The organism is Pseudomonas sp. NGC7, assembly GCF_047159675.1.
In the GTDB taxonomy this organism is placed as follows: Bacteria; Pseudomonadota; Gammaproteobacteria; order Pseudomonadales; family Pseudomonadaceae; genus Aquipseudomonas; species Aquipseudomonas kermanshahensis.
Genome location: NZ_BAAFZY010000001.1, coordinates 440,222 through 464,385 on the forward strand (window position 1 = coordinate 440,222; position 24,164 = coordinate 464,385).

The window sequence follows — 24,164 nt, forward strand, 5'->3', positions numbered from 1 at the left end:
CAACACATTATCCCCTGCCGTAAAAAGGCATCCCCCTGTCGTTTTCAGTCTGCGCAACTCGCCTCATCAGGCCCACAATTCCCCTCATCCCAGTAACACATGCCGCCCATGGATGGCGGCGCTTCAACCAACGCTGCATAAATAAAAATCAAGCGAGGTAAGAGCATGTCTGGCAATCGTGGAGTGGTGTATCTCGGCGCCGGCAAGGTCGAGGTGCAGAAGATCGACTACCCGAAAATGCAGGACCCGCGCGGCAAGAAGATTGAACACGGCGTCATTCTCAAGGTGGTCTCCACCAACATCTGCGGCTCCGACCAGCACATGGTCCGCGGCCGCACCACTGCCCAGGTCGGCCTGGTTCTGGGCCACGAAATCACCGGTGAAATTGTCGAGTTGGGGCGTGATGTCGAACGCCTGAAAAAAGGCGACCTGGTGTCGGTACCGTTCAACGTCGCCTGCGGCCGCTGCCGCTCCTGCAAAGAAATGCACACCGGCGTCTGCCTCACTGTAAACCCGGCCCGCGCCGGCGGTGCCTACGGCTACGTCGACATGGGCGACTGGACCGGTGGCCAGGCCGAGTACGTGCTGGTGCCTTATGCCGACTTCAACCTGCTGAAACTGCCGGACCGCGACAAGGCCATGGAAAAAATCCGTGACCTGACCTGCCTGTCCGACATTCTGCCCACCGGCTACCACGGCGCAGTGACGGCGGGCGTAGGCCCAGGCAGCACCGTTTACGTCGCGGGCGCCGGCCCGGTCGGCCTGGCCGCTGCTGCGTCTGCCCGCCTGCTGGGCGCTGCCTGCGTGATCGTCGGCGACCTCAACCAGGCCCGCTTGGCGCACGCCAAGTCGCAGGGCTTCGAAGTGGTCGACCTGTCCAAGGACACCCCGCTGCACGAGCAGATCATCGACATTCTCGGTGAGCCGGAAGTGGACTGCGCCGTCGATGCCGTTGGCTTCGAGGCCCGCGGCCACGGCCATGAAGGCGCCAAGCATGAAGCCCCGGCCACCGTGCTGAACTCGCTGATGCAAGTGACCCGCGTTGCCGGCAACATCGGTATCCCGGGCCTGTACGTGACCGAAGACCCAGGTGCCGTGGATGCCGCTGCCAAGATCGGCGCCCTGAGCATCCGCTTCGGCCTGGGTTGGGCCAAGTCGCACAGCTTCCACACCGGCCAGACACCGACCATGAAGTACAACCGCCAGCTGATGCAGGCGATCATGTGGGACCGTATCAACATTGCTGAGGTGGTTGGCGTGCAGGTGATCAACCTGGACCAGGCGCCGGAAGGGTATGGCGAGTTTGATGCGGGTGTGCCGAAGAAGTTTGTGATTGACCCGCACAAGATGTGGGGTGCGGCGTAATTTAAAGTTGAGATAAAAGCCCTTCGAATGAGGGGCTTTTTTCTAGACTACAACCTACAAGGCTTGAGCTGATGAACCAGAAGGCCCAACTCTCTACCGCTGCTGCGGGGTGCGCCTTATTAAGGCGTCATGCCCCTTGAACTTCTGTAGCTTCCACGAATGTATATACCTTCAATTGTGGGGTCTTCGGCTTTAGCGAAAAGACTTTCACCTAATTTAACGATGAAGTCGTTTCGTTCCGTTCGGCTCTTGATTTCCGTGCGGAGGTATTTACTCACGCTAGGAGATAATGGCGGATTATGTCCATTGGCACTCAGATGCGCATTCAGCTGCCTGATCTCGATGTCATTAGCCACATACTCGGATAAGTTGTACTGTGCAATATATTCTTTGGTATCTGCTGTTTCGATGATATACAGCGTTTCACGGTGGAATGTCGAATTGTGTGTTTTTGGTTCCAGCTTATAATTTCTGGTGTTTCCGGGTTTTTCTAGCAGATTAACTGCTGGCTCTGATGGCTTTCTTGGGTGATAAATCTCGATTTGAATAGAGGGGATTTTTTCTATGTTTCTGATGATTGATTTGACGTGACCTGATGGGTCGCAGAAATTGACTGGATCACCTTGACAATAGGCATACGCATTTGGTGCACCTTTTCCAAAAGGGCTCAGATTATCAGGCGCGATAAAGCGCATCAGCGCTGGACTATACGGCCGGTAGCCGTTGCCTAGCATTTGACAGTGGTTGAACGCCTCTAGGCGTTCGCCGTTGAATCCCGCTAGGGTAATTGCTGAGGGCAACGAAGGGTCATGGCCATATACAGAATATCTATGCTCCTCTTCCTCGGCTTTGCCTTGCACTCTGAGGACAGAGCTTTTATTGTCGGCAGCCATTAGCCAGCTGCCTGGCTTGTCGCCCGCTTGCTGCTCGCCCAGTGGGATATCCGCACTACGAAAAATGGCGCGGTGGTGGTCGCCTTGGTTGACGGTGATCAGCTTGTTACCCTGGTAGAAGAAAAGCAAACGGTTCGATCCTTTGCTCATGATTCAGGTCTCTGCTGCTCTGGATGTATGGGGTGTGCCAGAAGCCCATTCTGAACAGCCGCAAGAATTTCGATACTGGCAGAAATAACAGTTTTTCAGCTTCCCCAGCACTGCCTCATAACCTGTGGGTTTTGCTCGCGAAGAGGCCAGCCCTGCCAATCCATGACTCAGCGCATCATCCCCTGCTCGGCATCAGATCGGTACGCTGAGCTCCGCTTCGTCTTGAACTGGGTCGAAGCGCATAGTTTCCACGCCAGCGGGACCCTGACCGTCGAAGGGGTTTTGTGGTCAGCATCGCCGAATCTATGTGTTACTCCCTCTGATGACATAAATCATATTCTCCAAACTATTTATTTCACGATCTAGAGATGTAATTTTTTGATCAAGTTTATGGGTGGTGTTGTGGAGTTTGTACATCTCCTGAATTCCAGGATTTGAGTTGTAAAAGCTTGTTAAGTTGGTTTCAGCTACTTGTGCGTCGACGATTTGCGCGAAGGCGGCATCAGGGTTCCAGTGACCGCGCGCTGTTCTTTCATTTTTAGATCGAGTGGTGTGTATAAGGTCATGCATTTCTTTAAGCTTGCCTGGGTTGTTGAATGAATAATTCAAAACCTTTTGTTTGTCTTCTTTTAGGCTAGGGTTATCCAGCTCCAGCTTGGCGCGCTCTTGTTTTAATTGATTTAGCCGAAGCGTCACAGGGCTTTCTGACGGCGAAGGTGCGGAGGTTACTTTGTGGGTGGTAGCGCCTGCCGAATTGTTTTTTTTCCCTGGGGGGGCATGACCTGAGGGGTCTAAGTGATTAATTGGGTCTCCGGAGCAATAGGCATATGCGTTAATGCCTCCGTCATCGAAGGGGCTTAGCGAATCAGGAGATAAAAATCGCATCAGTATGGGGCTAAACACCCGGTAGCCATTGCCCAGTACATAGCTTTCAGACCCTGTGTCGAGCCGTTCTGCATTAAAACCTAAGACAGTGCTTGACGAGGGGAGAGTTGGATCGTAACCGTAAGTAGTGAATGCATGGACTTCTGTTTTTTGGGGGGCATTCAACCTGAGCACCGAGCCGCCATTTTCTACTGCCAACAGTCCAGTACCCAATAGTGTATCGGTATTTCGTTGTGCAAGTGGAATGTCAGGAGTTTGTATGCTCCTGGATATCTGGCCACCTTGCTGTACGCTGGAGAGCTTGCCGCTTTGGTAGAAGTAATGGACAGTGCCTTCGCGTTTCATGGGATATCCATAATAATTTGTCAGAAATGTAATGCTTTGATAAATGTAGCTATGCGTTATTGGTTTAACAACTAGCAAAAATGATAGGTGCTTAGGACGAGCGATCACCACTAGGCTGGGAGCTAGGTGTACGGTCCCGGAATGAGAGGGTGCTGACAGTGAGGGTTGGGCCTGTCAGTTAGCGGGGCCGCTGTGCGCCCTTCGCGGGCAAGCCCGCACACAGCACACAGAGGGTACGCGACATACCCCGATACGCGGCCTGGAACAAACCACCAATCCTCCAGTCGAATGCCTCGTTTCCCCGGCCATCCCGGCCCACGAGGTCCCTCCCGATGAAAGCATTCACCCTTGCAACCCTGATGACCCTGGCCGCAAGCCCGGTGTTCGCCTTCAACCTCAGCGATGCCGCCAATGCCGTGTCGGCCATGCAGAACCAAAAACAACAGGGCCAGGTGCAGGCGCCCGAGGCGCAGGCCAATTTGCTCAATACCTTGGGCAGTGAACTGAAGATCACCCCGGAACAGGCCGTGGGCGGGGCGGGGGCGATGCTGGGTTTGGCGCGCAATAACCTGAGTTCCGACGACTACGGTCAGCTGACCAAAGCTGTGCCTGGGCTGGACTTGCTGTCCGGTGCCAATGCGCTGGGCGGGTTGAGTGGGTTGGGTGAGCTGCTCGGCAAGAACAGCGAAAGCCAGTCGGCGTTGAACAATGCGCTGGGCAACAACGTGGAGAACCGCAGCGACCTGGACAGCGCGTTCAAAGCGCTGGGGATGGATACCGGGATGATCGGGCAGTTTGCGCCTTTGATTCTGCAGTACCTGGGGCAGCAGGGGATTGCGGGGGCGTTGCTGCAGAACCTGGGTAGCCTGTGGACTACCCCAGCGCCACTGGCTCAGCCTTCGGTCTGAAGGCCTAACACCATTTCTGTGGGAGCGGCCTTGTGTCGCGAAAGGGGCGCGCAGCGGCCCCAGGATTTAAGCATCACAGTCAAGATTGCTGGGGCCGCTACGCGACCCTTTCGCGACACAAGGCCGCTCCCACAAAGCACAATTGCGTAGATCAGGCGGCTTCTGTGAAGTCCACCAGGCTGACCGGGCGGCGGAAGCCGCTAGTCAGTACGGCCAGGTACGCAAGGCCCAGCGCAAACCAGCACAGCCCAATCACTAGCGTCAGCGCCGACAGGCTGGTCCATAGCCACAGCGTCAGGCCCAATCCCACCAGCGGTACCGCGCCATAGCACAGCAGGCCTTTGAGGTTGCGCTGTGCGCTGTCACCCATCAGGTGGGTCTTCACCACCGCCAGGTTCACCGCCGAGAACGCCACCAGCGCGCCAAAGCTAATCAGCGAGGCGAGGGTAGCCAGGTCGATCACCAACGACAGCAGCGAGAACGTCGACACCAGGGCAATGGCGAACACTGGCGTACCGAAGCGTGGCGACAGGTAACCGAAGCTGCGCCGTGGCAGCACGTTGTCGCGCCCCATGGTGAACAGGATTCGCGACACCGCTGCCTGCGAGGCCAGCGCCGAACCCAGGCTGCCGGCGACGAAGGCAGCGGTGAAGAAGTTGGCCAGGAATTGCCCGCCTGCCTTGAACATCACTTCATTAGCCGCCGCATCGGCGTTTGCAAACGTGCTGCCCGGCAGCACCAGCTGGCTGACGTAGGCCAGCGCGGTGAACAGTACGCCGGCGAAGAGCGTGGTGAGGATGATCGCCCGTGGCACGTCGCGGCGGGCATCGCGGCATTCTTCGGCCAGGGTGGAGACGGCATCGAAGCCGAGGAACGACAGGCACAGTACTGCGGCGCCCGCCATCAGCGGGCCGAAGCCAGGTTGTGTGCCGTCACCCATCAGCGGCGAGAGCAGGTCTAGCGGTTGGCCGGCCAGGGTCTGGCAGGACAAGGCCACGAATACCCCGATAAACACGATCTGCGCACCGACGATCAGGTTGCTGGTTTTAGCCACCGAGTTAATGCCGACCACGTTGAGCACGGTCACCAGGGCGATGGAGGCGAGCACGAAGGCCCAGGCGGGCACAGCCGGGAAGGCAATGTTGAGGAACAGGCCGATCAGCAGGTAGTTGATCATCGGCAGGAACAAGTAATCGAGCAGCAGCGACCAACCCGCCAGGAAACCAACGTTCTGGCCGAAGGCCATGTTGGTGTAGGAGTACGCCGAGCCCGCAACCGGGAAGCGTTTGACCATGAAACTGTAGGACGCGGCGGTAAACAGCATGGCCACCAGCGTAACCAGGTAGGCGCCAGCGGTGCGGCCACCGGTGAGTTCGGTGACGATGCCGTAGGTGGTGAAGATGGTCAGCGGAACCATGTACACCAGGCCGAAGAAGACCAGGGCGGGTAGGCCCAAGACGCGACGAAGTTGGGCGGGGGTGGAGCAAGGTTGGTTGGCCATCGATCGATCCAGGCAATTTTTTGTAGTTGTGCTTTGATCGATTTTTATCCACTTAGGTGGAGGGTGACAAAGAAGTAATCCTTATGTTGATTATTAGCCTGGGTTTTAATCAGATTTGTGCTGTGCCTGTGCTGGCCTCTTCGCGGGCAAGCCCGCTCCCACAGGGAACGCACCACAATCAATGGGTGTGCAGTACCTGTGGGAGCGGGCTTGCCCGCGAAGAGGCCGGAACAGGCGATAGAGATCTCAGCCCATTTCCGCCCGCAACTGCTCAATCCGCTGATCCTTCTCCAACCACAGCTGGTTCACCCAAGCCTGCACGGTCTGCCGGAAGGCCGGGTCATTTTCATAATCCCCATCCCACAACGCCGGGTCCAGCTCACGCACCTGAATGTCGATAATCACCCGGCTAATGCTGCCATCGAGCAAGTCCCAGAACCCCGGCGCCTGGTTGCCCGGGTAAACGATGGTCACGTCCAGCAGCGCATCCAGCTGCTCGCCCAGCGCCGCCAGCACAAACGCCACGCCGCCGGCCTTGGGCTTGAGCAGGTAGCGGTAAGGCGATTGCTGCTCCTGGCGCTTGGCTTCGGTGAAGCGCGTGCCTTCTAGGTAGTTGACCACGGTTACCGGCTGGCGCTTGAACAGCTCACAGGCGGCCTTCGTGATCTCCAGGTCCTTGCCCTTGAGCTCGGGGTGCTTGTCCAGAAACGCCTTGCTGTAGCGCTTCATGAACGGGTAATCCAGCCCCCACCAGGCCAGGCCCAGCAGTGGCACCCAAATCAGCTCCTTCTTGAGGAAGAACTTGAAGAACGGTGTGCGGCGGTTGAGGCTTTCGATCAGCGCGGGGATGTCGACCCAGGTCTGGTGGTTGCTCACGGCCAGGTACGAGGTGTCCTTGCGAAGGCGGTCGACGCCGCGGATATCCCACTGGGTGGGGATGCACAGGGCGAAAATCGCCTTGTCGATCTCTGACCAGGTTTCGGCGACCCACATCACCGCCGCAGAGGCATAGTCACGGCCACGGCCCGGCAGCACCAGCTTGAGCAGGGCAAAGACCAGCAGCGGGCAGATCAACACCACGGTGTTGAGCAGCAGCAGGAGGGTTGTGAGAATGCCGGTCAGCAGGCGACGCATAAAGGAACTCTTGTAGTGAGATAAAAACAGCCGGCAATGATAAGCAGCGATGCGGCCTACGCCAAATGCCCAATGCCCAGCGGCGAGGACAAATGTTTCACATTGTGTTGATTACCGTGTACAGACGAACCTATTCAACTCATGCAGTCTAAGCACTGTCTGCACTCAAGGAAGCGTAACCCGTGAAATCACTGCTTGCCCTGTTGTCACTGTTCGCCTTGCCGGTCATGGCCGCCGAGCCGACGATTTATGGCCGTTACGAAAACATCGCCTTGCCGGAAATTGGCGAGACCTTGAAGGCCAAGATGGACACCGGTGCCTTCACCGCGTCGCTGTCGGCCAAAGACATCGAGCTGTTCACCCGCGATGGCGATGAGTGGGTACGCTTCCGCCTGGCGACCAAAGAGTCCGACGGCAAGGTTTACGAGCACAAGGTCTCGCGCATCAGCAAGATCAAGGGCCGTGCCGACGAAGAGGAAGAGGGCGATGCGCCGGAAATCTCCAAGCGCCCGGTGGTCGACCTGGAGCTGTGCCTGGGTGACGTGAAGCGCACGGTCGAAGTGAACCTGGTGGACCGCAGCAGTTTCAACTACCCGCTGTTGATCGGTTCCAAAGCGTTGCGTGAGTTCAAGGCAGCGGTCAACCCGGCCAAGAAGTTCACCGCCGGCAAGCCGGACTGCTGACCTGGAGCCTGACTGGGCCCCTTGTAGGAGCGGCCTTGTGTCGCGAAAGGGCCGCATAGCGGCCCCACGATTTCAGCGTTGAAGCAGATTTTGCCGGGGCCGCTCTGCGGCCCTTTCGCGACACAAGGCCGCTCCTACACAATAGTGCGTCGCCATTGATATCTGCACAGGCCGCGCACCATGCCCCATATCCTCATCGTCGAAGACGAAGCCGCCATCGCCGACACCCTGGTCTACGCCCTGCAGGCCGACGGCCACAGCACCGAGTGGGTGACCCTGGGCAGCGCCGCCCTCGACCAGCAGCGCCAGCGCCCGGCCGACCTCATCATCCTCGACATCGGCCTGCCCGATATCAGTGGTTTCGAAACCTGCCGCCAACTGCGCCGCTTCAGCGAGGTGCCGGTGATGTTCCTCAGCGCCCGCGATGGCGAAATCGACCGGGTGGTGGGCCTGGAGATCGGCGCCGACGACTACGTGGTCAAACCCTTCAGCCCCCGCGAGGTGGCGGCACGGGTGCGGGCCATCCTTAAACGCATGGCACCACGTGTTGAGCCCGCCGCCGCGGCAACGCTGTTCCAGCTCGATACCCTGCGCATGCAGATCAGCTACCGTAACCAGCCGCTGAGCCTGACCCGCCACGAGTTTCGTTTGCTGCAGTGCCTGTTGGAACAGCCCCAGCGGGTGTTCAGCCGCGAGCAACTGCTCGATGCCCTGGGCGTGGCGTCTGACGTGGGCTACGAGCGCACCATCGACAGCCACATCAAGAGCCTGCGCGCCAAGTTGCGCCTGGTCGCCAGCGAGGCAGAACCGATACAGACCCACCGCGGACTCGGCTACAGCTACAGCCCGGATCACGCCTGATGCGCCTGGGCATCCGGATCTTCCTGGTGTACTTCCTGTTCGTCGGGCTGGCGGGGTACTTCCTGCTTAACACGGTGCGCGAACAGATCCGCCCGGTGGTGCGCCAATCGTCCGAAGAAACCTTGGTCGACACCGCCAACCTGCTGGCGGAGATCCTGCACGATGACGTCAAGGCCGGCACCCTCGGGCAAAGCCGCTTGCCCGAAGTCCTCAAGGCTTACGGTTCGCGCAGCCCGGGCGCGCAGATCTGGGGCTTGGCGAAGAACCAGGTCAGCCACCGCATCTACGTGACCGACGCCAAAGGCATCGTGCTGCTCGACTCCAGCGGTGAGGACCTGGGCAAGGATTACTCGAAGTGGAATGACGTTTACCTCACCCTGCGCGGCGAGTACGGCGCCCGCTCCACGCGCAGTGTCGCCGATGACGAAAGCACTTCGGTGATGCATGTGGCCGCGCCGATCATCGATGACGGCCAGATCATCGGTGTGGTTACCGTGGCCAAGCCCAACAGCTCGCTGCAACCCTACATCGACCGCTCCGAGCAGCGTTTGCTCACATTGGGCCTGGGCTTGATCGGCCTGGGCTTGTTGATTGGCGCAGCGCTGTCGTGGTGGCTGGCGCGCTCGCTGCGCAGGCTGGCCCGTTACGCCCAGGCGGTCAGCGAAGGTGAGCGGGCGGCGCTGCCGCATTACAAGGGCGGTGAGCTGGCGCACCTGGCCAATGCAGTGGAGCGCATGCGCACGCAGCTGGAAGGCAAGGCCTACGTCGAGCGCTATGTGCACACCCTGACCCACGAACTGAAAAGCCCGCTGGCGGCCATCCGCGGTGCCTCCGAGCTGCTGCAGGGCGATATGCCGGCCGAACAGCGGGCGCTCTTTGCCGGCAACATCGAGCGCGAAAGCGAGCGCCTGCAGCAGATGATCGAACGCCTGCTCAACCTCGCCCGCGTGGAGCAGATGCAGGCGCTGGAGGACGAGCAGCAGGTGGCATTGGCGGCACTGGTCGACGAATTGCTGTTGGCCCATGCGGCGCGCATCGAAGCGGCGGGCCTGCAGGTGCGGCAGCGGGTGCCGGCCGGTTTGCGGTTGTTGTGCGATCCGTTTCTGATGCGCCAGGCGTTGGCCAACCTGCTCGACAATGCGCTGGACTTTACCCCGGCCGGTGGGGCGTTGTTGTTCGAGCTTGAGCGCGACGGTGGGCGGGTGGCGTTGAGCCTGTTCAACCAGGGGCAGGCGATACCGGCGTATGCCATTGGGCGGGTGAGTGAGCGCTTTTACTCGCTGCCGCGGCCGGGGAGTGGGCGCAAGAGTACCGGGCTGGGGCTGAATTTTGTGGCCGAGGTGATGCAGCTGCATGGCGGTTCGCTTGCAGTAGATAACGTCGATGGCGGTGTGCGGGTAAGGTTGTGGCTGCCGGTGCGGCGTATCAGCTGAGATTGCCGGGTCCGCTGCGCGGCCCATCGCCGGCAAGCCAGCTCCCACAGGTACTCCACAGCTTGGGACCTTATGTTGTACCTGTGGGAGCTGGCTTGCCGGCGATAGGGCCCTTGAAAGTACACACAATCTCCACACAAGCTCCGCAAGGCCTCCACGCAAGGCGCAGACACTGCGCCCACTGCCAAAGGAGGCCCTATGAACAAGACCCTTGGATTCAAGCTCGGCATGATTGCCCTGCTGATGGTGCTGTTGCTGATCCCGCTGCTGATGATCAACGGCCTTATCGACGAGCGCCAGACCCTGCGTGACAGCGTAGTACGTGACATCGCCCAGAGCGCCAGCTTCGACCAGCAGGTCAGTGGCCCGCTGCTGGTGGTGCCTTACCGCAAGTACCAGCGCCGCTGGATCGACAAGGACGGCGAGCGTACCCAGGAGACCAGCAGCATCGCCGGCCACCTGTACTTCCTGCCGGAAACCTTTGAGGCCGATCTGGGTGTCGATACCGAGCTGCGTTCTCGCGGCATCTACCAGGCGCGGCTGTTTCACGCCAAGGGCCGCATCAGTGGCCGTTTCAAGCTCCCCGAACGGTGGGGCATCGACAAGGATTTTGAAGACTACCGGTTCGACAAGCCCTTTCTGGTCGTCGGCATCAGCGATATTCGTGGCATCGAGAATGGCCTGGAGCTGACGCTCGACGAGCGCAAGTTGCCGTTCGAAGCGGGGACTGGGCTCGACTGGATGCGCGGTGGCGTGCATGCCAGCGTGCCAGGGCTGGATGGCCTGCAAGCGCGGGAGCTCAGCTACGGCTTCGACCTGGCGCTGCAAGGCACTGGCCAGTTGCAGGTGTTGCCGGTTGGCCGTACCAGCAGTGTCGATATGCGCGCCAACTGGCCGCACCCAAGCTTCATCGGCAGTTACCTGCCCAGCCGTCGCGACATCGATGCCCAAGGCTTCACTGCCCACTGGCAGACGTCGTTCTTCGCCACCAACCTTGAAGATGCCCTGCGCCAGTGCGCCACGGCCGGGCATTGTGAGGATTTCAGCGAGCGCACCTTTGGCGTCAGCTTTGTCGACCCGGTTGATCAGTACCTGAAGAGCGAGCGGGCGATCAAATACGCGCTGCTGTTCATTGCCCTGACCTTTGCCGGCTTCTTCCTGTTCGAGGTGCTGAAGAACCTCAGCGTGCACCCGGTGCAGTACATCCTGGTGGGTGTGGCCTTGGCGTTTTTCTACCTGCTGTTGCTGTCGATGTCCGAACACATCGGCTTTGGCCCGGCGTATGGGCTGTCGGCTTTGGCCTGTGTGTTGCTGATTGGCTTCTACCTGAGCCACGTGCTGCGCAGCCTGGGGCGTGGGGTTGGGTTTGCGGTGGGGTTAGCGGCGTTGTACGGGATGCTTTATGGGCTGCTCAGCGCCGAGGACTACGCGCTGTTGATGGGGTCGTTGCTGTGCTTTGGTTTGTTGGGCGTGTTCATGGTGCTGACTCGGCGGCTGGACTGGGCGCGGGTGGGGAGGGCGGCATGAGGGAGGACAGAGAAATCGGGCGGTGGTTGGCACGCAGGATTGGGCAGTTGTTTCCTGTGATACCGAGGTGAAGCCTGGGGCTGCGGTGCAGCCCATTCGCGGGGCAAGCCCGCTCCCACAGGGATGGACTGCCCCCAAGAATTTGGACACCAATCCAACCCTTGGGGGCAGTCCAGGGATGGATTTGTGGGAGCGGGCTTGCCCCGCGAAGAGGCCCGTCAGGCCACCGGAGATGTGGCAACCATCGACGGCCGCTTGATCACCTCGGCATACCACGCCGCCAGCGCAGGCTGGCGCTCACGCCAACCAAAATCAGGCTGACGCAAATCCAGATAACCCAGCGCACAGGCCACGCCAATCGCAGCCAGATCAAAGCCCGAGATCAGCTCCGCCAGATGTTCCTGCTCCAGGTTGGCCAGGCTGCGGCGGATCTTGTTGCCCTGCGCCTCGAGCCAGCCATCCCAGCGCTTGTCCTCAGGCCGCAGGAAGCTCTCATAGCGGCTCGACACCGCCGCATCCATGATCGCATCGGCCTGCGACGCCAAGGTCATGCGCCGCCAGCGCGCCGAGCCCTCACGCGGCAGCAAGGGCAGGCCGACGTGCTGCAGGTCGAGGTACTCGCAAATCACCCGGCTGTCGTGCAGCACCGTGCCGTCGTCCAGGCGCAGGGCCGGGATCTTGCCGATCGGGTTGCCCTGGTTGAGCTGGTCATCACCACTCACGGGGCTGATGTTCACCGGCTGCAGGGTGACGCGGTCAAGCTGGCCGGTCTCGTGCAGCACCACCATGACCTTGCGCACGAAGGGCGACAGCGGCGAGTGGAACAGGGTCATCGTGGCCATGGTTCAGTTGCCCTGCAGGCTGGGTGGCAGGCACACACCGGTACCGCCAATACCGCAGTAGCCGTCCGGGTTCTTGGCCAGGTACTGCTGGTGGTAGGCCTCGGCGAAGTACACGGTCGGGGCCTGGTCGATCTCGGTGGTGATCTCACCGAAACCGGCTTTGTTCAGCTCGGCCTGGAAGGCATCGCGGCTGGCCTTGGCTTCTTCGAGCTGCTGCGGCGAGGTGCAGTAGATGGCCGAGCGGTACTGGGTGCCGACGTCGTTGCCCTGGCGCATGCCCTGGGTTGGGTTGTGCAGTTCCCAGAACATGGCCAGCAGCTCGCGGTAGTTGACCTTGTCCTTGTCGAACACCACCAGCACCACTTCGGTGTGGCCGGTCAGGCCGGAACAGACTTCTTCGTACGTGGGGTTGGGGGTGAAGCCGCCGGCATAGCCGACCACCGTGCTGACCACCCCTTCACGCTGCCAGAAGCGGCGCTCGGCGCCCCAGAAGCAGCCCAGGCCGAAGATGGCGAAGTCGATGGCACCTTCGAAGAAGGGGCCCAGCAGCGGGGTGCCTTCGAACACATAGTGGAACTCGGGCAGCGACATTGGCGTTTCACGGCCAGGCAGGGCCTGCTCCGCGGTTGGCATGACGTTTTTGTTCACCAGGATTTCCGAACGCAGGACCATGGCCGTTCCTCTGTATGTCAGGTAGATAGGTGCTGGGGCATTCGCGGGCAAGCCCGCTCCCACAGGTACCGCACAGGTGTCAAAGGTTGTGATGACCCTGTGGGAGCGGGCTTGCCCGCGAAGAGGCCCTTATGGGCTCTATAGTGCCCGAGGTTAACGCTGCTGTCAGGCCATTGGACCGCGCGGATAGCGCTTCAGTCGCTCGGCCAGCTCACGCCCCGGAATCGGCCGATCGAACAGGTACCCCTGGCCCACGTCGCACCGGTGCCGGCGCAGAAACGCCAGCTGCGCCGGGGTCTCGATTCCTTCGGCAACCACCTTGAGCTTGAGGTTGTGGGCCATGGCCACCACCGCCGAGGTGATTTCCATGTCGTCCTGGTTATCCGGGATTTCGTTGATGAAGCTGCGGTCGATCTTGATGATGTCGATCGGAAACTTCTTCAAATAGCTCAACGACGAATAGCCCGTGCCGAAATCGTCCATTGCCAGGGTCAGGCCCAGGGCCTTGAGCTCGTCGAGCTGGCGGTGGGTGTCTTCGGTCGCTTCCAGCAGCAGGCCTTCGGTCAGCTCCAGCTCCAGCAGGTGCGAGGGCAGCGCTTCTTCCTTGAGGATCGAACTGATCGAGGCTACCAGGTCCGGGTCGGAGAATTGCTTGGGCGACAGGTTGATGGCCACGTGCAAGTTGCCCAGGCCGGCCTCGCGCAGTTGCTGGCTCATGCGGCACGACTGGCGCACCACCCACTTGCCGATGGGGATGATCAGGCCGGTTTCCTCGGCCACGCTGATGAACTGGTCCGGGCGGATCATGCCGCGCTCGGGGTGGTTCCAGCGCAGCAGTGCTTCCAACCCCAGCAGGCGGCCGCTGCGCAGGCACAGCTTGGGCTGGTAGAACACTTCCAGTTCGTTCTGGGTCAGGGCGCGGCGCAGGTTGTTCTCGACGAACAGCTTGTAACTGGCCTCGGCATTGAGCACTTCGGTGAACACCTGCACCTGGTGCTTGCCGTTGGCCTTGGCCTTGTGCAGCGCCAGGCCTGCGTTTTTCATCAGGCTCGCCGGGTCGATGCCGTGCAGCGGCGCACAGGCAAGGCCCACCGAGGCGGTGACGTTGATCAGCTGGTTGTCGACGAACATCGGCTTGTCGAGGGTGTGCAGCAACTGCTGGGCGACGTCCTGGCCGTCTTCCAGGCGGGTGTCGTCGAGCAGCACAGCGAACTCGTTGCTGGCGAAACGCGCCAGGATGCCACCGGCGCTGAGACTGTTGCGCAGGCGGCGAGCCAGGCTCACCAACAGCTTGTCGCCGGTCTGGTGGCCGAGGCTGTCGTTGATGCGCTTGAAGTTGTCGATGTCCACCAGCAGCAGGCACATCGAGCTCTCGCTGTTACGGGCAAAGCGCTCGTCGAGGCTGCGGATGAACGCCGGGCGGTTGCCCAGGTTGGTCAGGTTGTCGGTGTAGGCCAGGCGCTCGATGCGCTGTTGGGCCAGCTTGGTCTGGGTGACGTCTTCGTAGATGCCGATGTAGTGGGTCAGCTCACGGTTGTCGCCATACACCTTGGATATCGATAGTTGGCCCCAGTAGGGCTCGAGGTTTTTGCGCCGGCTCTTGAATTCGCCTTGCCAGCTGTTGCCCATGGCCAGGCTCGACGGCGAATCGAACAGCAACTCGCTGAGGTTTTCCAGGGCTGGCAGCTCGGCCAGTTGGCGCCCCTGCACTTCATCGGTGCTGTACTGGGTGATCGCCGTGAAGCTTGGGTTGACGTATTCCACCACGCCGTCGCGGTTGACCAGCAAAAAGGCACTCGCGCTTTGTTCCACGGCGCGCTGGAACAGGTGCAGGGCGCTGGCCGCAGTGCGTCGGTTGTGGTTGGTGATGACCTGGGCGAACTGGTCGGCCAGCTCACCGGCAAAGGCGATTTCATCGGACTGCCAGGCCCGCGGCTGGCCGCTCTGCTCCAGGCACAACACCCCGATTACCTGGCCATCGACGCGCACGCTGGCATCGAGCATGGCTTTGTTGTCGGGGCGCAGGCTCTGGGTCAGGGCGCGGGTGCGCGGGTCGTGGTTGGCGTTGTGGGCGTCGATGGCGCGGCTGGCGTGCAGGGCATCGAGGTAGTCGGGAAAGTGGCTGGCATCGATGGCTTCGGGCAGACGATGCTCCTGCTCGTGGCGGTACCAGGCACTGATCGGCTCCAGGCGCTGGCCTTCCAGATGCCAGATGCTGGCGCTGTCGACCTTGTAGATTTCGCAGGCGCTCTGGGTGATCAGTTCGGCGGCTTCGAGCAGCGAGTTCTCTGCGCTGTAACGCTGGCGGGCCAGGCGCAGGATCAGGTCTTGCTGGCCACGCACACGCTCCAGGTGTTCAAGCTGTTCTTGCTGGGCGCGCTGGTTGAGCTGTAGGGCCAGTTGCAGGCGGTTGTTGCGCGACTCCAGGTCACTGGCGTCGGGGTCGGCGGCGTCTTCGGGCGGGTCGTCGAGTACGCTCAGGTAGCCGCGCAGCAGTTGCCGGTTGTGTTGCCTGTAGGCTTCCCCGGCCTCCAGCAGGCGCAGTGACGCGCCAGGGGCATGCAAGGTGTAGCGCACGCGGTAGTAGCCACGGCGGGCAAGCTGCGACTGGATTTCGTCGTGCAGCCTGTAACGGGCTTCAGGCTCCATCAGGCTGGCATAGGGCGAATCGACCAAGGCGCACAGCTCGCCCGCCTGCAGGCCGAACTGGCGTTCGCAGGTGGGGTCGAGGTAGAGCATGGCCCAGGTGGCTTCGTTGAGCCTTTCGAAACGCAGCATGCCGAGCCGCGAGGGCACGGGTAGCTGCGTGACGACCTCGGCCGCCACACGGCTGGCGGCATCGGGTTGGCTTTTCATCGAAGACTCGCTTGAAGAGGGAAACGCGGCCTGGTCGGCGGCGTATCTGGCAAGGTTGCATCATGTCCCGAGGGCTGGCAAGCGGCCATGTGTGATGCTGTGTACGGGTTATCGGCAGAGGTACCACAAACTATAGGCGCACCCCTTGTAGGAGCAGCCTTGTGCTGCGAAGAGGCCCTGCCAGGCGCTGGAAATGTTGGCGGTGGTACCGGCCCTTTCGCAGCACAAGGCTGCTCCTACAAATAAACGGGTGCGGTGTGAGCTGTAGGCAAAAAAAAGCCCCGCCAAATGACGGGGTTGAGGTACGAGCGTGGCAGCTCGAAAAGGGTACTGCCCCTCTTGCGAGGGGCAGCGTGCCGCTTTACAGCAGCAGGGTGCGGATATCCGCCAGCACGTCGCCCAGGCGCTTGGTGAAGCGCGCGGCGGCAGCGCCGTTGATCACACGGTGATCGTAGGACAGCGACAGCGGCAGCATCAGCTTCGGCTGGAAGGCTTTGCCATCCCAGACTGGCTGCATGGTTGCCTTCGAAACGCCCAGGATCGCCACCTCAGGCGCGTTGACGATCGGCGTGAAGCCGGTGCCGCCAATGTGGCCGAGGCTGGAGATGGTGAAGCAGGCGCCTTGCATGTCGTCGGCCGACAGCTTTTTGGTGCGCGCCTTCTCGGCCAGTGCAGCGGCTTCGGCAGCCAGTTGCAGCAGGCTCTTCTGGTCGACGTTCTTGATCACAGGGACCAGCAGGCCATCCGGGGTGTCCACGGCAAAGCCGATGTTCACGTATTTCTTGCGGATGATCGCCTTGCCGCTTGGCGCCAGCGAGCTGTTGAAGTCTGGCATTTCCTTGAGCAGGAATGCGCTGGCCTTGAGCAACAGTGGCAGCACGGTCAGCTTGACGCCAGCCTTCTCGGCCACGGCCTTCTGCGCAACGCGGAAGGCTTCCAGCTCGGTGATGTCGGCGGAGTCGAACTGAGTTACGTGCGGCACGTTCAGCCAGCTGCGGTGCAGGTTGGCGGCACCGACCTGCATCAGGCGGGTCAGGGCCACTTCTTCCACTTCACCGAACTTGCTGAAGTCCACGGCAGGGATTGGCGGGATGCCAGCACCGCCGGTTGCGCCGGCGGCTGCCGGTGCTTCCTTGGCCTTCTGCATCATCGCTTTGACGTAAACCTGCACGTCTTCTTTCAGGATGCGGCCATGCGGGCCGGTGGCCGCGACAGCGCCCAGCTCGACACCGAATTCACGGGCCAGCTGACGAACGGCTGGGCCAGCGTGAACCTTGGCGTTGTTGCCAGCAGCCGGCGCGGTAGCGACCGGAGCAGGGGCAGCAGCCGGGGCGGCAGCGGCAGGTGCGGCAGCAGGCGCAGCCTCAGCCTTGGCCGGTGCAGCAGCCGGCGCTGCGCCAGCAACCTTCAGCTTGAAGATCAGGTCGCCAGTGCCGACTTCATCTTCCAGCTTGCACAGCACTTCTTCGACCACGCCAGCAGCAGGCGATGGGATCTCCATGGAGGCCTTGTCGGACTCCAGGGTGATCAGCGACTGGTCGGCTTCGACGGTGTCGCCGACCTTGACCAGCACTTCGATGATCTTGGCCTTGCCCGACGAGCCGATGTCCGGCACGTGGATGTCTTGCACGCTGGCGGCAGCCGGGGCTGCAGCAGGCGCAGGCGCAGCTTCGGCGGCCGGCTTTTCAGCGGCGGCCGGCGCAGCGGCAGGGGCAGGTGCGGCGGCTGGCGCCTCGGACGCCGCAGCGCCCTCGGCTTCCAGCACCAGCAGCTCGTCGCCTTCTTTCAGGCGATCGCCCAGCTTGACCTTCAGCTCTTTGATCACGCCGGCCTTAGGGGCCGGGATCTCCATGGAGGCCTTGTCGGACTCCAGGGTCAGCAGGCTCTGGTCAGCCTCGATACGGTCACCGACCTTGACGAACAGCTCGATGATTTCACCTTCACCGCTGCCGATGTCAGGTACGCGAATGAGTTCGCTCACTTAAAAATACTCCTCAGCAGTCCAGTGGGTTGCGCTTGTCCGGATCGATGCCGAACTTGACGATAGCGTCAGCCACCACTTTCGGTTCGATCTCGCCACGGTCAGCCAAGGCTTCCAGGGCAGCCAGCACCACGAAGTGGCGGTCAACTTCGAAGAAGTGACGCAGCTTCTTGCGGCTGTCGCTGCGACCGTAACCGTCGGTACCCAGGACTTTGAACTCTTTGCTCGGCACCCACTGGCGAATCTGTTCGGCGAACAGCTTCATGTAGTCGGTGGAGGCGATGACCGGGCCTTTGCGACCGTTCAGGCACTCTTCGACGTAAGTCAGCTGAGGCTTCTGGCCAGGCTTGAGGCGGTTGGCGCGTTCCACGGCCAGGCCGTCGCGACGCAGTTCGTTGAAGCTGGTGACGCTCCACACGTCGGCACCGACGTTGAACTCTTCACGCAGGATCTTCGCCGCTTCGCGGACTTCGCGCAGGATGGTGCCGGAGCCCATCAGCTGAACGTGGTGCGCGGCTTCGCGGGTGTCTTCTTCGAGCAGGTACATACCCTTGATGATGCCTTCCTCGACACCGGCCGGCATGGCTGGCTGCTGGTAGGATTCGTTCATCACGGTGATGTAGTAGAAGATGTCCTGTTGCTCTTCGGTCATCTTCTTCATGCCGTCCTGGATGATCACCGCCAGCTCGTAGCCGTAGGTCGGATCGTAGGTGCGGCAGTTCGGGATAGTGCCCGCCATCATGTGGCTGTGACCGTCTTCGTGCTGCAGGCCTTCACCGTTGAGGGTGGTACGGCCGGCGGTACCGCCGATCAGGAAGCCACGGGTGCGGCTGTCGCCAGCGGCCCAGGCCAGGTCGCCGATACGCTGGAAGCCGAACATCGAGTAGAAGATGTAGAACGGCAGCATCGGCTGGTTGTGGCAGCTGTACGAGGTACCGGCAGCGATGAACGACGACATGGCGCCGGCTTCGTTGATGCCTTCCTCGAGAATCTGGCCCTTCTTGTCTTCGCGGTAGAACATCACCTGGTCTTTATCGACTGGCTCGTAGAGCTGGCCGACGGACGAGTAGATGCCCAACTGGCGGAACATGCCTTCCATACCGAAGGTACGGGCTTCGTCCGGGATGATCGGGACGATGCGCTGGCCGATTTCCTTGTCCTTGACCAGTTGCGCCAGGATGCGCACGAAGGCCATGGTGGTGGAGATTTCGCGGTCGCCCGAGCCGTCCAGGATCGCTTTCAGCGTTTCCAGGGATGGGGTCGGCACGCTGAAGCTCTTGGCGCGACGTTGCGGCACGAAGCCACCCAGGGCAGCGCGGCGCTCGGCCAGGTACTTGGCTTCGGCAGAACCTTCTTCCGGCTTGAAGAACGGCAGGTTCTCAAGGTCGGCATCCTTGACCGGGATGTCGAAGCGGTCACGGAAGTGACGCAGGCTGTCGACGTCGACCTTCTTGGTGTTGTGCGCGGTGTTCTTGGCTTCGCCTGCACCGGTGCCGTAACCCTTGATGGTCTTGGCCAGGATGACAGTCGGCTGCTCTTTGTGGTTCACCGCCTGGTGATAAGCCGCGTAGACCTTGTACGGGTCGTGGCCGCCACGGTTGAGCTTCCAGATCTCTTCGTCGGACAGGTCTTCGACCATGGCCTTGAGCTCTGGGGTGTTGAAGAAGTTCTCACGCACGTACGCGCCGTCTTTGGCTTTGTAGTTCTGGTACTCGCCGTCGATGACTTCGTCCATGCGGCGCTGCAGGGCACCGTTGGTGTCCTTGGCCAGCAGTGGGTCCCAGAAGCGGCCCCAGACGACTTTGTTGACGTTCCAGCCACCGCCACGGAATACGCCTTCGAGTTCCTGGATGATCTTGCCGTTGCCGCGAACCGGGCCGTCGAGGCGCTGCAGGTTGCAGTTGATGACGAAGATCAGGTTGTCCAGCTTCTCGCGGCCAGCCAGGGCGATTGCGCCCAGGGATTCCGGCTCGTCGCACTCGCCGTCGCCCATGAAGCACCAGACCTTCTGCTTGCCGGCCGGGATGAAGCCACGGGCTTCCAGGTACTTCATGAAGCGCGCTTGGTAGATCGCCTGGATCGGGCCCAGACCCATCGAAACGGTCGGGAACTGCCAGAAGTCAGGCATCAACCACGGGTGCGGGTACGAAGACAGGCCGTTGCCGTCCACTTCCTGACGGAAGTTGTTCATCTGGTCTTCGCTGATGCGGCCTTCCATGAAGGCACGGGCGTAAACGCCTGGCGAAGCGTGGCCCTGGAAGAACACCAGGTCGCCGCCGTGTTCTTCGGTCGGGGCCTGGAAGAAGTAGTTGAAGCCGATGTCGTACAGGGTGGCACTGGAGGCGAAGCTGGAGATGTGGCCGCCCAGGTCCGAGTCCTTCAGGTTGGTGCGCATCACCATGGCCAGCGCGTTCCAACGCACCAACGAGCGAATGCGGCGTTCCATGAACAGGTCGCCAGGCATGCGTGCTTCGTGGGTGACAGGGATGGTGTTGCGGTATGGCGTGGTGATCGCATACGGCAGCTGGGAGCCACTGCGGGTGGCCAGCTCGCCCATACGGGTCATCAGGTAATGAGCGCGGTCTTCGCCTTCTTTGTCGAGGACCGACTCCAGGGCATCCAGCCATTCCTGGGTTTCGATTGGATCGAGGTCTTGCATGGCTTGCTCCAGGGCGGAAAGGCAACCAGAATCGATTGCCTGAGTTTGCGACTGGCCTTATGGGCAGACGTCGTGAATTCTTGGATTACCGGAGTGTGATCCGGCGCCGTGTAGTTTTACTACAAATGCATTCGCATTTCATGCTTTTAGACAGTCGGGGTAGTAGTAAAACTACACAAATGCGGCTTTTGGTCGCACCCCGGCTTGTGGGGAAAAACGTTCATGTTGGTTGGCGATGTGTCGCGAACGGGTGATTCTTGATGTTTTTTGCCAGTGATTGCTTTTTTTCAGCTATTTCCAACTTTTGTATGACAGTCCAACCGTGGTCCGCCTTCCATTTGGCCGCCTTTACCCCTCTCTTTCACGCCGATCAAGGATAGTCCATGCGCCTGCCTTTGCCGCTCGATCTGCCCGCCACCCTGCAACCGCTGGTCGCTCGTAATCAGCAGTTCCTCAGCGAAGCTGTGGCTGGCCACCCCGAACTCGACCTCAACGGTTGCAGCCCGGCCCATCGGCAACAGTTTGACCAAGTTGCTGCCGCCAGCGACTTCGTCCTTGGCCTGGCCCAGCGCGAACCGGCCATGCTGCTCGCCCTGATGGCCAGTGGTGAACTGGACCGCCGCTATGCGCCCGGCGAGTTGCGCGGGCAGATCGGGGCGGTGGCCCAGGCAGCGCAAAGCGAAGACGAGCTGGCGCGTAACCTGCGGCGCGAGCGCAATCGCCAGCAGTTGCGCATCATCTGGCGCGACATTACGCGCCAGGCCGAGCTGGGCGAAACCTGCCGTGACCTGTCCGACCTTGCCGACGCCGCCATCGACGAAGCGTATCAATGGCTGTACCCACGCCATTGCCAGCAGTTCGGCACGCCCATCGGCCACCGCAGCGGCCTCGCACAGCACATGGTGGTGCTGGGCATGGGCAAGCTGGGTGCGGTGGAGCTGAACCTGTCGTCGGACATCGACCTGATCTTCGCCTTCCCCGAGGGCGGCGAGACTGAAGGGGTGAAGCGCTCGCTGGACAACCAGGAGTTCTTCACCCGCCTGGGTCAGCGCCTGATCAAGGCCCTGGACCCGGTCACCGTCGACGGTTTCGTGTTCCGCGTCGACATGCGCCTGCGCCCTTACGGTTCGGCCGGTTCGCTGGTGCTGAGCTTCAATGCCCTGGAGCAGTACTACCAGGACCAAGGCCGCGACTGGGAACGCTACGCCATGATCAAGGCGCGGGTGGTGGCCGGTGACCAGGCGGCAGGCGCTCAGTTGCAAGAGATGCTGCGCCCGTTCGTCTACCGCCGTTACCTGGACTTCTCGGCCATCGAAGCCCTGCGCACCATGAAGCAGCTGATCCAGCAGGAGGTACGGCGCAAGGGCATGTCCGAGAACATCAAGCTGGGTGCTGGCGGCATCCGCGAGGTGGAGTTCATCGCCCAGGCCTTCCAGCTGATTCATGGCGGGCGAGACCTGAGCCTGCAGCAACGGCCCTTGCTCAAGGTGCTGGCGACCCTCGAAGGGCAAGGTTACCTGCCACCTGCGGTGGTGGCCGAGTTGCGCGAAGGCTACGAATTCCTGCGTTATACCGAGCACGCTATCCAGGCCATCGCCGACCGCCAGACGCAGATGCTGCCGGACAACGAAATTGACCAGGCGCGGGTCGCCTACATCCTCGGCTTCGCCGACTGGCAGGGCTTCCATGACCAATTGATGTACTGGCGCGGCCGGGTCGATTGGCACTTCCGCCAAGTGATCGCCGACCCGGATGATGAGGACGGCGAGGGCGAACTGGTGGTCGGTGGCGAATGGTCGCCGCTGTGGGAGCAGGCGCAGGATGAAGACGCCGCCTGTCGTCAGCTTGAAGAAGCTGGGTTCAAACAACCCGCCGATGCATTGCGTCGCCTCGCCGGGTTGCGGGGCAGCCCGCAATTGCGCTCGATGCAGCGCATTGGGCGCGAACGTTTGGACGCCTTTATTCCAAGGCTCTTGGCCCAGGCCGTGGAGCACCAAGACCCTGACCTGGTGCTTGAACGCGTGCTGCCGCTGGTCGAAGCGGTTGCGCGGCGGTCGGCCTACTTGGTGCTGCTCACCGAAAACCCGGGTGCCTTGCGCCGCCTGTTGACCCTGTGCGCGGCCAGCCCCTGGATCGCCGAGCAGATTGCCCGCTACCCGTTGCTGCTCGACGAGTTGCTCAACGAAGGCCGGCTGTTCAGCCCGCCACTGGCGCCGGAGCTGGCCAGCGAACTGCGCGAGCGTTTGACGCGCATCCCCGAAGACGACCTGGAACAGCAGATGGAGGCGCTGCGCCACTTCAAGCTGGCCCACAGCCTGCGTGTGGCGGCCTCGGAAATCAGTGGCAACCTGCCGTTGATGAAAGTCAGCGATTACCTGACCTGGCTGGCCGAAGCCATCCTCGACCAGGTGCTGGCCCTGGCCTGGCGCCAGACCGTAGCCCGCCACGGCCAGCCCAAGCGCAGCGACGGCAGCCTGTGCGACCCGGGCTTCATCATCATTGGTTATGGCAAGGTCGGTGGGCTTGAACTGGGCCATGGCTCGGACCTGGACCTGGTGTTCATTCACGATGGCGACCCCCAGGCCGAAACCGATGGCGCCAAGCCGATCGACAGCGCGCAGTTCTTTACCCGCCTGGGCCAGCGCATCATCCACTTGCTGACCACCCAGACCAACTCTGGCCAGCTGTATGACGTGGACATGCGCCTGCGCCCGTCCGGCGCTTCGGGGCTGTTGGTCAGCTCGCTGGGTGCCTTCGAGCGCTATCAACAGAATGAGGCCTGGACCTGGGAGCACCAGGCCTTGGTGCGTGCGCGTGTGCTGGTCGGCTGCAAACAGGTGGGCGCGGCGTTCGAAGGCGTGCGCGCCAACGTCCTGGGCCAACCCCGTGACCTTGAAACGTTGCGCACCGAAGTCAGTGAGATGCGCGCCAAGATGCGCGGAAATCTCGGCACCAAGGCCACGGCTGCCGGCACCGCAGCCAATGCCTTCGAGGCCGGTGTACCCTTCGATATCAAGCAGGATGCCGGCGGTATCGTCGATATCGAATTTATGGTGCAATACGCGGCTTTGGCCTGGTCCCACGACCACCCGGCCATACTCCGATGGACCGATAACATCCGCATTCTGGAAGAGCTGGAGCAGGCAGGTTTGATGCCGGCCAGTGACGCGGTGCTGTTGCGTGAAGTGTACAAGGCGTTCCGTTCTGCCTCGCACCGCCAGGCCCTGCAGAAGCAGGCCGGGGTGATCGATGCGGCGCAGTTTGCCGATGAACGCCGCGAGGTGCGGCGGATCTGGGGCGAGCTGGGTTTGACTTGATACCGCTGGGGCCCCTGTAGGAGCGGCCTTGTGCCGCGAAGGGCTGCAAAGCAGCCCCAAAGGTCCATGCCCCACCACCGGTGTTACACTGTCCGCCACATAGCCTGAATATAAAGAGGGGAGGCCAGGCTGTACCGCAGCCTGTAGCCTCC

General features: G+C 61.4%; 16 protein-coding genes. 7 read left to right on the plus strand and 9 right to left on the minus strand.

Features of this window, described 5'->3' with window-relative positions:
• Window positions 1-165 precede the first annotated feature (165 nt).
• Window positions 166-1,365, plus strand: a complete 1,200-nt coding sequence (gene fdhA, locus ACMCNM_RS02000; RefSeq protein WP_186681250.1) for a formaldehyde dehydrogenase, glutathione-independent — start codon at window positions 166-168, stop codon at window positions 1,363-1,365.
• Window positions 1,366-1,484: 119 nt separating this feature from the next.
• Here the strand turns inward: fdhA and ACMCNM_RS02005 are convergent, their stop codons facing one another.
• Together ACMCNM_RS02005 and ACMCNM_RS02010 are read right to left on the minus strand one after the other, a co-directional pair.
• Window positions 1,485-2,408 (minus strand): RHS repeat-associated core domain-containing protein, encoded by a 924-nt coding sequence (locus ACMCNM_RS02005; protein WP_412763852.1) that lies wholly within the window; start codon window positions 2,406-2,408, stop codon window positions 1,485-1,487.
• Between the two features lie 303 nt (window positions 2,409-2,711).
• On the minus strand, window positions 2,712-3,638 hold the full coding sequence (locus ACMCNM_RS02010; protein ID WP_412763853.1) for an RHS repeat-associated core domain-containing protein: 927 nt from the start codon (window positions 3,636-3,638) through the stop codon (window positions 2,712-2,714).
• A gap of 332 nt (window positions 3,639-3,970) precedes the next feature.
• Between ACMCNM_RS02010 and ACMCNM_RS02015 the strand changes: the two genes are divergently transcribed.
• The gene (locus tag ACMCNM_RS02015; protein ID WP_186681255.1) at window positions 3,971-4,546 is read left to right on the plus strand and encodes a DUF2780 domain-containing protein; all 576 of its coding nucleotides are present in this window, start codon (window positions 3,971-3,973) and stop codon (window positions 4,544-4,546) included.
• Window positions 4,547-4,697: 151 nt separating this feature from the next.
• Here ACMCNM_RS02015 and ACMCNM_RS02020 read toward each other — a convergent pair whose 3' ends face one another.
• Both ACMCNM_RS02020 and ACMCNM_RS02025 read right to left on the minus strand, forming a co-directional pair.
• Window positions 4,698-6,047 carry an APC family permease gene (locus ACMCNM_RS02020; protein ID WP_412763854.1) on the minus strand — a complete coding sequence of 450 codons (1,350 nt, stop codon included), beginning with the start codon at window positions 6,045-6,047 and terminating at the stop codon, window positions 4,698-4,700.
• 246 nt (window positions 6,048-6,293) lie between these two features.
• Entirely contained in the window at window positions 6,294-7,181 is an 888-nt protein-coding gene (locus ACMCNM_RS02025) for an acyltransferase (protein WP_412763855.1), read from the minus strand.
• A gap of 182 nt (window positions 7,182-7,363) precedes the next feature.
• Between ACMCNM_RS02025 and ACMCNM_RS02030 the strand changes: the two genes are divergently transcribed.
• The 4 genes from ACMCNM_RS02030 to creD all read left to right on the plus strand — a co-directional run bounded on the left by ACMCNM_RS02030 (window position 7,364) and on the right by creD (window position 11,685).
• Window positions 7,364-7,864 (plus strand): ATP-dependent zinc protease, encoded by a 501-nt coding sequence (locus tag ACMCNM_RS02030; protein ID WP_099428126.1) that lies wholly within the window; start codon window positions 7,364-7,366, stop codon window positions 7,862-7,864.
• Between the two features lie 180 nt (window positions 7,865-8,044).
• Window positions 8,045-8,725 carry a two-component system response regulator CreB gene (gene creB / locus ACMCNM_RS02035; protein WP_186681264.1) on the plus strand — a complete coding sequence of 227 codons (681 nt, stop codon included), beginning with the start codon at window positions 8,045-8,047 and terminating at the stop codon, window positions 8,723-8,725.
• Entirely contained in the window at window positions 8,725-10,158 is a 1,434-nt protein-coding gene (gene creC, locus ACMCNM_RS02040) for a two-component system sensor histidine kinase CreC (protein WP_412763856.1), read from the plus strand. The genes creB and creC overlap by 1 nt, the downstream gene beginning before the upstream one ends.
• A 198-nt stretch (window positions 10,159-10,356) precedes the next feature.
• Window positions 10,357-11,685, plus strand: a complete 1,329-nt coding sequence (creD, locus tag ACMCNM_RS02045) for a cell envelope integrity protein CreD (protein ID WP_412763857.1) — start codon at window positions 10,357-10,359, stop codon at window positions 11,683-11,685.
• A 218-nt stretch (window positions 11,686-11,903) separates the two neighbouring features.
• Here the strand turns inward: creD and ACMCNM_RS02050 are convergent, their stop codons facing one another.
• The 5 genes from ACMCNM_RS02050 to aceE all read right to left on the minus strand — a co-directional run bounded on the left by ACMCNM_RS02050 (window position 11,904) and on the right by aceE (window position 20,695).
• Entirely contained in the window at window positions 11,904-12,527 is a 624-nt protein-coding gene (locus ACMCNM_RS02050) for a glutathione S-transferase (RefSeq protein ID WP_412763858.1), read from the minus strand.
• A gap of 3 nt (window positions 12,528-12,530) precedes the next feature.
• The gene (msrA, locus tag ACMCNM_RS02055; RefSeq protein ID WP_412763859.1) at window positions 12,531-13,199 is read right to left on the minus strand and encodes a peptide-methionine (S)-S-oxide reductase MsrA; all 669 of its coding nucleotides are present in this window, start codon (window positions 13,197-13,199) and stop codon (window positions 12,531-12,533) included.
• A gap of 165 nt (window positions 13,200-13,364) precedes the next feature.
• The gene (locus tag ACMCNM_RS02060) at window positions 13,365-16,055 is read right to left on the minus strand and encodes a putative bifunctional diguanylate cyclase/phosphodiesterase (protein WP_099428132.1); all 2,691 of its coding nucleotides are present in this window, start codon (window positions 16,053-16,055) and stop codon (window positions 13,365-13,367) included.
• A gap of 361 nt (window positions 16,056-16,416) precedes the next feature.
• On the minus strand, window positions 16,417-18,036 hold the full coding sequence (gene aceF / locus ACMCNM_RS02065; protein ID WP_412763860.1) for a dihydrolipoyllysine-residue acetyltransferase: 1,620 nt from the start codon (window positions 18,034-18,036) through the stop codon (window positions 16,417-16,419).
• 13 nt (window positions 18,037-18,049) lie between these two features.
• Complete coding sequence (aceE, locus tag ACMCNM_RS02070) at window positions 18,050-20,695, minus strand: pyruvate dehydrogenase (acetyl-transferring), homodimeric type (RefSeq protein ID WP_027594324.1); 2,646 nt, start codon at window positions 20,693-20,695, stop codon at window positions 18,050-18,052.
• A gap of 383 nt (window positions 20,696-21,078) precedes the next feature.
• On the opposite strand from aceE, the gene glnE reads away from it, so the two are divergent.
• The gene (gene glnE, locus ACMCNM_RS02075; RefSeq protein WP_186681280.1) at window positions 21,079-24,012 is read left to right on the plus strand and encodes a bifunctional [glutamate--ammonia ligase]-adenylyl-L-tyrosine phosphorylase/[glutamate--ammonia-ligase] adenylyltransferase; all 2,934 of its coding nucleotides are present in this window, start codon (window positions 21,079-21,081) and stop codon (window positions 24,010-24,012) included.
• Window positions 24,013-24,164: the final 152 nt, after the last annotated feature.